General features: G+C 39.5%; 9 protein-coding genes. 6 read left to right on the forward strand and 3 right to left on the reverse strand.

Annotated elements, in window-relative coordinates:
• The first annotated feature begins 25 nt into the window (after positions 1-25).
• The gene (locus QMA00_RS11245) at positions 26-556 is read left to right on the forward strand and encodes a hypothetical protein (RefSeq protein WP_076922034.1); all 531 of its coding nucleotides are present in this window, start codon (positions 26-28) and stop codon (positions 554-556) included.
• Between the two features lie 57 nt (positions 557-613).
• On the opposite strand, the gene QMA00_RS11250 is transcribed toward QMA00_RS11245, so the two are convergent.
• On the reverse strand, positions 614-2314 hold the full coding sequence (locus QMA00_RS11250) for a Zn-dependent hydrolase (protein WP_076922033.1): 1701 nt from the start codon (positions 2312-2314) through the stop codon (positions 614-616).
• Between the two features lie 281 nt (positions 2315-2595).
• On the opposite strand from QMA00_RS11250, the gene QMA00_RS11255 reads away from it, so the two are divergent.
• Positions 2596-3435 carry an HDOD domain-containing protein gene (locus QMA00_RS11255; RefSeq protein WP_076922032.1) on the forward strand — a complete coding sequence of 280 codons (840 nt, stop codon included), beginning with the start codon at positions 2596-2598 and terminating at the stop codon, positions 3433-3435.
• Positions 3436-3501: 66 nt separating this feature from the next.
• Here QMA00_RS11255 and rdgC read toward each other — a convergent pair whose 3' ends face one another.
• Together rdgC and QMA00_RS11265 are read right to left on the reverse strand one after the other, a co-directional pair.
• On the reverse strand, positions 3502-4413 hold the full coding sequence (gene rdgC / locus QMA00_RS11260; protein WP_076922031.1) for a recombination-associated protein RdgC: 912 nt from the start codon (positions 4411-4413) through the stop codon (positions 3502-3504).
• A 73-nt stretch (positions 4414-4486) separates the two neighbouring features.
• On the reverse strand, positions 4487-6253 hold the full coding sequence (locus tag QMA00_RS11265) for an ATP-binding protein (RefSeq protein WP_076922030.1): 1767 nt from the start codon (positions 6251-6253) through the stop codon (positions 4487-4489).
• Between the two features lie 379 nt (positions 6254-6632).
• Here QMA00_RS11265 and QMA00_RS11270 point away from each other — a divergent pair, with 379 nt between their 5' ends.
• The 4 genes from QMA00_RS11270 (at position 6633) to thrC (ending at position 11886) form a co-directional block, all read left to right on the forward strand.
• Positions 6633-6998 carry a response regulator gene (locus QMA00_RS11270; protein ID WP_175416134.1) on the forward strand — a complete coding sequence of 122 codons (366 nt, stop codon included), beginning with the start codon at positions 6633-6635 and terminating at the stop codon, positions 6996-6998.
• A gap of 230 nt (positions 6999-7228) precedes the next feature.
• The gene (gene thrA / locus QMA00_RS11275; RefSeq protein WP_076922029.1) at positions 7229-9646 is read left to right on the forward strand and encodes a bifunctional aspartate kinase/homoserine dehydrogenase I; all 2418 of its coding nucleotides are present in this window, start codon (positions 7229-7231) and stop codon (positions 9644-9646) included.
• Positions 9647-9655: 9 nt separating this feature from the next.
• The gene (thrB, locus tag QMA00_RS11280; RefSeq protein WP_069439221.1) at positions 9656-10591 is read left to right on the forward strand and encodes a homoserine kinase; all 936 of its coding nucleotides are present in this window, start codon (positions 9656-9658) and stop codon (positions 10589-10591) included.
• Positions 10592-10602: 11 nt separating this feature from the next.
• Entirely contained in the window at positions 10603-11886 is a 1284-nt protein-coding gene (gene thrC, locus QMA00_RS11285) for a threonine synthase (protein WP_036979887.1), read from the forward strand.
• Positions 11887-12138 lie beyond the last annotated feature (252 nt).

Genomic DNA, 12138 nt, shown 5'->3' on the forward strand with positions numbered 1-12138 from the left:
AAATGAGTTACTTTGAGGGGATAGTATGAAATTAATCAAACAACTCTGTACAAGTGTATTTATTGCAGCCATTGCAGTGTCAGCAGTGATAGCGGGCGAGCAGCCAGTAGCTATAGATGTGGTAAATAACGCTAATATTAAAAACTTTGTAGCACATAACAACTTAGTTTTTTCAGCAGCGCAACCGACTGATGAGCAGTTTAAGCAACTGTCACAAGCTAATGTTAAGCATGTTATTAATTTACGTGCAGCAGATGAGCAAGACTGGGATGAAGGCGCGTTAGTCAATTCTTTAGGAATGAGCTATCACGCAATTGAGATTGCAGGTGCACAAGATATAAACATCGACAATGCAAAACGATTAGCTAGCCTTTTAGAAGAACTTAAAGGTGAGTCAGTGGTTGTTCATTGTGCGAGCAGTAATCGTGTTGGTGCGCTAATGGCTATTTCAGCCCATCAGCAAGGCGCTGATATTGAGTCTGCAATTGAAACAGGCAAGCAGTGGGGAATGGCAAGCCTTGAGCCGGTTGTTCGTAAAGTGATGAGTGATAAATAATTCAAATAATAAAAAAAGCGTTACAGTGTAACGCTTTTTTTATGTGGTTGGTTTTTATTAATTAAGGCCAAGTACCTCTTTACCTTGTTTGAAGGTTACATCTACAGGGATGTTCGCTTTGCTTAACTTTTCTAAATCTTTAGCTAGTTCCGCTTTAATATCGCCATGAGTTGCAATCAGTTGATCAACTTTTTCGTAATCACCGTCACCTTGTAGGGTTAAAATAAGGCGCGATAATTTAGCCATAGCGTCGCCCATTTTATCCATGTTGATGCTATACAAGCCGTCTTCATTTTTAGAGAAGGCACCTTCTTGAGCAAAAAAGTTAAAGCGGATCATGTTTGCTTTACCATGTGCACTTGATGCACCGAAACGCACAGAGCGGAAAATACCCGCCATAAAGGTGGTGTAGTAATCTTCTAACGTTCCTTCAGTGATTTCCCCTTTTTTAAGTAACTGTTCAACCATGTACAGACCAAGAATATCTGCTTTACCTTCTTCCAAGGCGCTAGCATGCTCTTGTAGAGATTGGCGAACGGTACCTTTGCCGGTAATAGTATTTTTAATACCTAAACCGTGAGCTACTTCATGGAACATAGTGTTAGCAAAAAATGCATCAAAGGTAATGTGTTTACGTTGCTCTGGCACAATTAACTGCTCTGCGATAGGGACTAAAATTTTATCAAACTTCGCTCGCATTGCATTTTTAAGCTGTAAGCGACGTGTGCCTTTTTCTAGCTGTACTTGCTCATCATTTGGTAAGTTAATTGCAATGGTTTTACTGCCGGCATTTGAGTGTCCAGCATAATAAACAACATCGTAGGCATTTAAGTCAGCATCTGAGCCTGGTACTTCTTGCTTGTATTTGCTATCAACAGGTAAGCCTTTTTGCAGCTCAGGTAAAAAGGCAGCAAATTTAGCCAGACGTTCGCTCCATTTTAAATCTTTAATTAGTACATACGATTCATAGGCAGCACGGTAACCAAATAATTGGTCTTCGTAGTTTTCAATTGGGCCAATAACAACATCGATAGGATTATTTTTCATATCCATCCAAGCAAAGTCAGAGGCTTGGAAATCATCGCTTTGTATTGCGTCAGCTCGTAAGTTTAGGTAGTTGGCAAATTCTTTGTCGTCAGCTAATTTGCTAGCGTCTCTAAGTAACTTAGCTGCTTGGGCAAGTTCTACGGCATATTCTTCTGAATAAGGCGTGCTGTATAAATTACCTAGTTCATCGCGTTTAATAAGTGAGTAAAGCCCTGTTTTATCTTTTACATCAGCGTTATTAAGCTCTTCTTTGGTGATGTCGGCCGGATAAAAACCTGCCCCAAGCGGCTTTTCTTTATAGCCAGATAAAAATACTTCATCGCCATTTAAGCGATCCCATGGGCCGTAGTTTATATCTGCAAACTGACGTACTTTTTCATCATCTAATTGTGCTAAAAAGCTTTGTTTATCTTCACCAAATGCTTGTTTCCAAAATAAATCGTCCATAATTTTTGAAGCATCAATAAGCTTGGCAACCATGGCTTTTTGGTTATCAGATAAGTGTGACAAATCGCTTTGTAAGCTGAAGTCTGTGTATATGTCTAAGCGTTGACGGTCAATATTAAGGAGTGTTGGCCCTGAAGGCGCTTGAGAAGCCGTTGGCGCTGAGCTTTGCGGCGTGTTGTTTGAAGACGGTGCTTGCTCAGAACAGGCACTAAGAAAAACGATGCCAGAGAGCAGTATTGCTTGGCTAATTTTATTTAAGATCATTATATTGCCTTTAAAAAGTCTATTTTATAACTTGTATACTGTAAGTTAAGGTACTGAATGAGTATTAGTGTGCCTTAGCATGCTTGCATTAAAGCAAAACATACTAGCAAATAGCAAGTATTAGACGTTAGAGTGCACTAATGAGGGGCCGCTGGTAAATAATCAATAATTATCTACAATTCTTTCTATTTTAGGTATATGTTTAATACTACTAAGCTTTGAAATAATTAATAATATAAGACTTGCTGTAAAGTATAGGTCATTAAGCAAAGGGATATTTTATGTCTACAGAAAATGCCTTACTCACTATTTTAGTTGACAGAATTAACAACGACACACTGGTGTTGCCTACGTTACCTGAGGTAGCGATTAAGGTTCGCCAAGCCGCAGATAACCCCGATGTTAATTTGATGCAAATGTCAGATGTGATAGCACATGATCCTGCATTATCGGCGCGGATGATCAAAGTCGCAAATAGTGCAATTATGGGCCGAGCTGTAAAGGTGTCTAACTTGCACCAAGCCGTTACACGTATTGGGCTTAGGCAAATAAAAAATATTGCCACAGCCATGGCGATGGAGCAGTTATTTGTATCTAACAACGAGTTAATAAAAGGCTACATGGGAAAGGCGTGGCATAAAACGCTGCATGTGGCCTCGCACTCTATTTCATTAATGGAGTTTTACTTAAAAAGAAATACCCATACATCGCTAAATCGCGATGCCATTACATTAGCTTCATTAGTTTATAATATTGGGGTGTTACCCATTTTAACTGAAGCAGAGCGTCACCCTGAAGTGTTTGCAAGCCCCAACTTTTTAGCCCATGCGATTCAACGTTTAAGTGGTAAAATTGGTGGTTCAATCATGAAAGCGTGGGAATTTCCTGATGCGTTTGTTGAGGTCGCGCAGCACTGGGCAGATGTGAATCATCGTACTGCTGAGGTGAGTTATATCGACTTCATTCGTGTTGGTGCAATCCTTGAGGGAACCTTACAAGTATCTGATAAGTCAGCAGCGCTGCAAACCTATATTGATAAAGGCATTTTTCCTTCATTAGAAATGTTAGAGAGTGAGGAATACTTGCATATGGTTGAAGACGTAAAAAAAATGTTTAGCTAAATTTTTGAGCAATAAAAAGCACGATTTAATCGTGCTTTTTAGTTGTAATACTATTTTATAAAGCTTTTACGCTAAATCTTCAGCATCACCTAAGCCCTGTGTAAGCTCTTCTAGCAATTGCTTAATTTCTTCAGATGCAAGAATAAAATCAGCATCTAGTTTAACCGCCATATCTTCTTTAGGAATATCGGCATTTTCTTCTTTAAGTGTTTCTGAATAGCTTAAACGTTTAATTGAGCCATCGTTTTGTAGCATAAATTTAACGCGCTCTTGCCAATCAAGGGCAAGCTTAGTAACGCGCTTACCACTTTCAAGGTGCGACTTCACTTCGTCACACGATAGGTCATGGCCTTTAAGTTTTACCTGGGCGCCACTGTCATCAGCTTCTTCAAGTTCAGCGTCTGATCCAATTGCAAAGCCCTCTGGAGTACTAAAGTTAGTAAGCCAGTCAGTTAAAAATACGTCTAAATCATAATTAGCAAACGCAGGAACAACGGGTAATGTCCCTAATGATTTACGTAATAGAGCAAGTAGTTCCTCTGCTTTATTAAAGCTTGCACTATTAACTACCACCCACCCATTTTCTTGGTCTATAAAAGCAAACTGCAAGCTCGATTTTTTAAATGCTTGTGGCAATAAGGTGTGTAAGATGTTTTCTTTTAATTCATCTTTTTCTTTTTTCTTTACTGGGCGATTTTCTTCGGCTTCAATCTGCTCAACTTTTTCTGCTACCAGCTCATTTATTACCGAGGCTGGTAATACTTTTTCTTCACGTTTAGCGCACACTAAAATACTTTTTTGTGAGAAATGAGACAGAGTTTCACCATGTTTACCAAATGCTTTTGTCCAACCAAATGTTGCCAACTCTTGGCCAGTACAAGGACGAAATAGATCTTGCTCTAATGCCTTATCAAAGTCTTCTTGTGTGTATGAAACGTCTTGTTTAAAGCGATAGCATATAAGGTTACTAAACCACATAGGGGAATGATCCATTTAAAAAATTTGTGTAATCATAGCAATAAAAGCCGCTTCTAGAAACGGCTGATTTAGCTTAATCGAGTTTAAAAAGTGGCAGGGGAGATGACATGTTTTTAGGGAACGAAATACGGTAGTGTAGCCCTTGCCCAGGCTCACTACTTACTTCAATTTTACCATTGAGCGTTTGTTTTACTAGATTAAAAATAATATGAGCACCTAAGCCGCTGCCACCCTCATCACGCTTGGTGGTAAAAAATGGGTCAAATAAACGCTTTAGTTGAGCCGGTTTTAAACCTAAACCGTTATCTTGATAATTAATGATGAGGTCGTTTTTATCAGTATTCACATCTATGGTGATTTGGCCGCTGTTTATATTTTCAAAACCATGCACTAATGAGTTCATAATTAGGTTCGTAAATATTTGGCTAATGACTCCCGCAGGTAAGTTAATAATTAAATCATCTGGACAATGTAGGCGAATGCTGTGAGATGTTTTTTTAATTTGTGGGTGCAAAGAGCGTATAACTTCGTTGATGTAGTCTTTAAAGTTAATTGTTCTTAGAGCTTCACTGGCCTGATCTACCGCAATTTGTTTAAAGCTGGTTATTAAATCTGAGGCACGTTCTAAGTTGTGAGAGAGTAGTTGAGCGCTTTGCGCTGCATCATTAATAAAGCCTTCTAACGCCGCAGACGATAATGATTTATTTTTATACGCAGTTTCTATTTCGGTTAATCGCTCTTGTAAAAAAGAGGTGGCAGTAACGCCAATACCAATAGGGGTATTAATTTCATGAGTGATCCCCGCCACTAAGCCGCCTAATACCGCCATTTTTTCTGAGCCAACCAGTTGCTCTTGCGCAAAGCTTAATTCATCGAGCGAGCTTTGCAGCTGAGTTTGTTTGCTTAACAGTTCTTGTTCGGTTTGCTTTCGTAAATCGACTTCTTCTGTTAAAACTGCTTTTTGTCGCTCTAGTTCATATTTTTGTTGTTGCAGATCGATCATTGCTTGGCTTAAATTTGATGTTTTACGCGCAACATCCTGTTCAAGTTGTAAGTTTTGTTGATCCAGTTTTTGATTGCTTTCAATTAGGTCATGCTGAGTTTGTTTTAACTCTTTTTTATACTCAACAACCTTCGAAATCAGATTGTTAAAAGAGCGTTCCATTACTTTAAGCTCGTTATTTTCATCGGTGACTATTTTAACCTGTTGACCATCAAGCTCTTCTAACTCAAGGTATTCAATTTGCTCGGTTAATTGAGTAAGGGGCTCGGTGAGTAACTTTCTAAATGCAATTAAAAATAAGATGATTAAAAAGGTTGTTTTAATCATGGCATTACCAATCAAAAAGTAGATAGAGAGCATAATGCGACTAAAAATTACATCGCGACTAGAAAATAAAGTAACATCGCCTACTTGTGTTGCTCGTCCTGAAAACTCAAAAATAAGTGGGAATGTATAGCCAAATAAACCGGCTTTGGTGTCCTCTACCATGACATCTTCTTGCACAAGTTGCTGACTGTAAAGATTGTGAATATTTAGCGCGCGGCCTAATTGAGAAATAATAGCGCCATTATCGTCACGAATAATAACTCCCTCAACCATAGGTATATCGAGTAATCCTTCGGCGGTTGTGATGGTTTGCTTTATATTTAGCTCCCAAATTGCTCTGGTTAAACTTCTACCAAAGGTCTTTTGTAATGTGCCAAGTTCATCGCGTATGTAATCTTTAGTATTGACGTACTCTGCGAAAATTTGCCCGCAGGTCACCACAAAGGTCAGTATAAAATAAACTGATAAAACCCGAGTGAGTAACTTTGTTGAAAGACTTTTTTGCGGCATGGGAGGCTTATATTTCCTTAAATTATTCAACTGTTAATGTACGCTTATAAACATTAGTTAATAAATGATTAAAAATAAACATATATTTTATAATATTGCTATTTAGCGTTGTTAAATAAGCAATCATTCTGTTTTATATGCATGGGGTTTCTGTTTGAGAACCGTTGGTTTGGATAGGCTGTTTTTTACTTGGAAATAGTTAATTTATTAATTTGTATTGTGCAATTAAGCATTTTATTGATAACTTTAATAGAAGTTACAATAAATAATCTGCTCGTTGCTAATTTGGTTATAATTTTGACTGTTGCGGATTGGGCAACCAACTAATTTTACTGTGGGTTTAGGTGTTTTGTATAAGTTTAATTAATGAGTCATTATAATGCGTTTTTCTATTTTAGTCTGTGATGATTCCACCGTTGCTCGCAAACAGGTAATACGCTGTTTAAAAGAGTGTATTGATGCCGATATTCAGCAAGCAACTAACGGTAAAGACGCTTTGGAGCAATTGCGTCAAAGGCATTTCGATCTCCTGTGTCTTGATTTAACCATGCCTGAAGTTGACGGTATTGAAGTACTTGAGCAAATCAAAATTTCTAAAATAGAGTCTTATGTATTAGTGATCTCTGCTGATATCCAACAAGAAATGCAAGCACGTGTCGCACAACTGGGCGCAATTGATTTTATTCATAAACCAATTAATAAAACGCAACTGAGTGCAGTTTTGCATAAGTTTGGCATTTATTAATAAAATTCATGATGAAAAAGACTGTTTTATCTGCTAATTTAGGGTTGACAGAATAGCCTGTGTTAAGGCAGTCTTAAGCTTATGAAAACATTTAGTCTTGTAACGACCATTATTATTACAACCACCATTCTTACTGGATAGTGGCATAGGTCGGTGCAACAAATTTAAAGGCCTGTGTTCACTTAGAACACAGGCCTTTTTTCGTTTTATGGAATGAGGAAACATAAAAAATGCGCGTATTAAAATTTGGTGGCTCATCGCTCGCTGATTTTGCCTGTTTAGAGCAAGTTGCTGCACTCGCTAAGGCACAATTAAAAGATGAAATGTTACTGGTACTGTCAGCCCCAGGTGGCATGACTGACTCGTTAGTTAATTTAGCTAGTACTGCAGAGCAGGGGCATGACTTTAGTGAGCAATGGCATTCACTGACTAGCCGATGCAACATGCTTAAAGCAGCGGTAGAGGAAAAGCAAGGAGCAGTTCAAAACTGGCCTGACTTTAACGAACTTAAAAATAAGCTTGATGGTATTGCACTGATAAAGTGCTGCCCTGATAAGGTCAGAGCATTCATTATTAGCTTTGGTGAGCGTGTTAGCGTATCGCTAATGCAAAGCCTATTAGCCGATCATAACGCGCATTATTTACAAGCAACAGATTGTATTGTTTCAACCGGCGGATACATAGACGCAGAAGCGGATTTAGTGGCCAGTAAGGCACGTTTTCAAGCCGTGTTAAAAGAATCCCCTGCGACGGTTTATATTATGCCGGGCTTTACCGCAAGTAATGATGAAGGGGAGCTCACAACGCTTGGTCGTAATGGGTCTGACTACTCGGCAGCGATTGCTGCAGCGTGTTTAGAAGCACAAGTGTGTCAAATTTGGACTGACGTTGATGGTGTTTACAGCGCCGATCCGCGCTATATCAAAAAAGCCACTAAGGTTGATTTCCTGTCTTATAAAGAGGCGATGGAGCTTTCTTATTTTGGCGCTAAAGTATTGCACCCTAAAACTATTCTACCGTGTGCAAAAGCAGGGGTGCCATGCGAAATTAAAAACACGCATAATCCAGACGCACAGGGCTCACTAATTAGTAACGATACGGTATCTGATGAACCAGTAAAAGCACTCTCAAGCTTGCAAAACTTAGCTATGTTGACCGTTTCAGGCCCAGGTATGAAGGGCAAAGTGGGCATGGCATCGAAAGTATTTAATGCATTAGCGCATGATAACGTGTCAATTGTACTTATTACCCAGTCATCATGTGAATTTAGCATTAGCTTTTGTGTGCATGAAAGCGATTTAAATCTAGCGTTAAGTGCGTTGCAAGTAGCCTTTGACTTAGAGTCAAAAGCGGGGCTCATTGAGCCGGTAAATGTGCAACGTAATTTAGCAATAGTAACGTTAGTTGGTGATAACATGCGTGCCCATAAAGGGTTGGCGGCTAAGTTTTTTGCATCGCTTGCACAAGCGCAAGTAAACATTGTTGCCATAGCGCAAGATTCAACAGAAAGTGCTATTTCAGCCGTTATTGACGGTGAATTATGTAATGACGCGGTTAAAATTTGCCATGAAAACTTCTTTACTCATGTACCTTCAATTGATGTGTTTTTATTGGGCTGTGGCTTAGTCGGCCAAGAGCTAATTAACCAGCTTGAGCGTCAACAAGCATGGCTTGAAAAGCGTAATATTAAATTAAACCTATATGGTGTTGCCAACTCTCGTCAATTACACCTTGATGGTGAGGGGATTGCGTTTGATGATTGGCAGCAAAAACTGGCGCAGTCAGAGCAAGCGTTTGATTTAAAACTGGTCGAGCAGTTTGTTAAGCAAAATCATTTAGTTAATCCAGTGCTAGTTGACTGTACTTCATCAGATGCCTTGGCTGCACAATATGTAGATTTTTTAAATGCAGGTTTTCATGTTGTGGCTGCCAATAAAAAAGCCACCACGAGCTCATATACGTATTACCAAGATTTAATTGCAGCAACACATAAAAATAATCGTAAGTTTTTATACGAAACTAACGTAGGTGCAGGTTTACCTGTAATCGATAACTTGCAATCGTTGTTTGGTGCAGGTGATGAGTTACTTGAGTTTAGTGGTATTTTATCAGGCTCGCTTTCATACATGTTTGGTGCACTAGAAGATGGTTTATCACTTTCTGAGGCAACAATTAAAGCCAAAGAAAGCGGGTTTACAGAGCCCGACCCACGCGATGACTTATCGGGAACTGACGTAGCACGTAAACTACTTATCATTGCACGCGAAGCCGGTATGAAATTGGAGCTTAGCGATATTGAAGTGGAGTCGGTTTTACCGCCGGGTTTTGCCCAAGATGACAATGTTGAGCAGTTTATGGCGAAATTACCTAGTTTAGATGCTGGTTTTAACGACCGTGTTCAAAGTGCAGCAAGTGAAGGTAAAGTACTTCGCTATGTAGGCACAATTAAAAATGGTCACTGTAAAGTCGGAATCGAAGCGGTGGATTCATCACATGCATTGAATGTTATTCGTGATGGTGAAAATGCGCTGGCTATTTTAAGCCAATACTACCAACCGCGTCCGTTTGTAATTCGTGGTTATGGGGCAGGCTCTGCAGTAACGGCTGCGGGTGTATTTGCAGACATCTTAAAAACATTATCTCGCTAGGAGCCAGTCATGATTGAAGTATATGCTCCGGCGTCTATTGGTAATTTTGCCGTTGGCTTTGATGCGCTGGGCGCCGCACTTGCGCCCATTGATGGCGGTTTATTAGGTGATGTGGCGATTGTTAGTGCCGCATCGAGTGATGAATTTATTTGTACAGGCGACTACGCACATAAGCTACCTAGTGATGCGCAAGAAAATTTAGCGTATCAGTGTTTAGTGCACTTTAGAGCGCATGTTGCGCCTGATATGCCTGCGGTAAAGCTCGAACTTAGGAAAAATTTGCCGATTGGTTCGGGATTAGGCTCAAGTGCCTGCTCTGTGGTGGCGACATTTGCAGCACTGGATAAATTTGCCAAAACTAATTTAAGCCAAGTAGAGCTCATTGAGCTTATGGCAGATTTTGAAGCCATTGTAAGTGGGGGGCGCCATTACGATAACATCACACCGTGTTATTTAGGCGGCTTACAGCTAACCGGTGATTTAATTCCTGATAAATCTATTGCTTTACCTGTTGATGAAAACTGGTATTACGTCGCCGCATTTCCGGGCTTTTCGCTCAATACCGCAAAAGCGCGCTCTGTTTTACCAAAAGAGCTCAGTATGCATGCCGGGGTTGAGTTTGCACAGCGTTTATCGGCGTTTAGTAGCTTACTGTTAACAGGGCGTTTTGATGATGCATTAAGCATTATGAAAGACGAAATAGCAGAGCCATACCGTGCGCCACTTATAAGCGGCTTTAGTGATGCCAAAGCAAGCTTACCAGCACTGGGTGCTGAAGTTGTGAGTATTTCAGGCGCAGGGCCAACCTTGTTTAGTGTATGTAAAACGCTTGAAGCGGCAGAGCAATGCGCGCAGTGGCTAGAAGAAAATTACATCAACGAGCAAGGCTTTTGCCATATTTGTAAATTAGATAACGACGGCACGCGTCAATTAAATGTTTTATAGGATAAAGAGTCATGCAATTACATAATTTAAAAGAATATTCACAAAAAGTGTCGTTTGTTGAAGCTGTAAAAACAGGACTAGGGCGTAATCAAGGTGTGTTTTTTCCAGAGTCGTTAGCGCCATTAAGTGATGTTGATGCATTACTAGATATGGACTTTGTTACTCGCAGCGGCAAAATTTTATCGCACCTTATTGGTGACGAGCTACCAAGTGATACTGTTGCCCAGATGGTTAAGAATGCGTTTAACTTTCCGGTTAAGCTGGTGGAAGTTGAAGATAATACCTATTGCTTAGAGTTATTTCACGGCCCAACACTGGCATTTAAAGATTTTGGTGGCCGTTTTATGGCCGAGTGCTTGGCGCAATTTAATCAAGGTGAAAAAGTCACTATTTTAACTGCAACATCGGGTGATACTGGGGCTGCCGTAGCGCATGCTTTTTATAACAAACCAAATATTGATGTCGTTATTTTATACCCTAAAGGTAAAATTTCATTAGCGCAGCAAAAGTTATTTACAACGCTTGGTGACAACATTCACTGTTATGCGATTGAGGGTAGTTTTGATGATTGCCAAGAATTGGTTAAAAAATCATTTTTAGATGAAGAGTTAAAATCGAAGTTAGGTTTAAACTCAGCAAATTCAATTAACATTAGCCGTTTAGTCGCGCAGGTGTGTTATTACTTTGAAGCCATTGCACAGTTGCCAAAAGAAAAGCGTGCTACAGCGCATATTTCAGTACCGAGTGGTAACTTTGGTAATGTGTGTGCGGCTATGATTGGTGCGGTTATTGGTATGCCTGTAGGTAAACTAAGCGCGACTACAAACCAAAACGACACAGTACCGCGCTTTATGCTTGATAAAAATTGGACGCCTAATGCGACAATTGAATCGCTTTCAAATGCAATGGATGTGAGTAAACCTAATAACTGGCCACGTGTGCAATCAATGTTAGATAATAACTGGTTTAGTTATGATAACTTTTATTCGGTGAGTGTTGATGAGCAGCAAACACAAACAGTGATGAAAAAAATTCAACAGCTTGGCTATATTGCAGAGCCTCACACCGCAATTGCTTACCAAGGTCTTGTAGAAAATAAGGCGGCAGATGCTGTGGGGATTTTTTTAGCGACTGCGCATCCGGCCAAATTTAAAGACAGCGTTGAGGATATCCTTAATGTTGAATTAGATATGCCAAAGCCGTTAGCTGACGCATTAGCAAAACCGTGTTTAGCCACTGATATGCACAACGATTATGGTATTTTGCGTACAGAATTGTTTAAAAAGCTAGCCTAAAAAAGGCAAATAATAAAAGCGGCTTAGGCCGCTTTTTTTGTTTATTTGTGCATCGCTTTAGACATAACGCATAAGCTATATAAATGTAGTAAATAAAATTCATTTAAAATTGTTATTAGTTTATAAAAAAATATCATCATCAAAATGCTGTGAAATAGTTTCAATCCCTGTTTAAATATCCTCAACTTAAGAGCGTAGGCAAAACGTCGTTTTAAGCGTACAATAAAGCCTCTAAAAAATACCCATACACGT

Origin of the sequence: Pseudoalteromonas sp. APC 3694 (assembly GCF_030407565.1) — a bacterium.
GTDB lineage: Bacteria > Pseudomonadota > Gammaproteobacteria > Enterobacterales > Alteromonadaceae > Pseudoalteromonas > Pseudoalteromonas tetraodonis.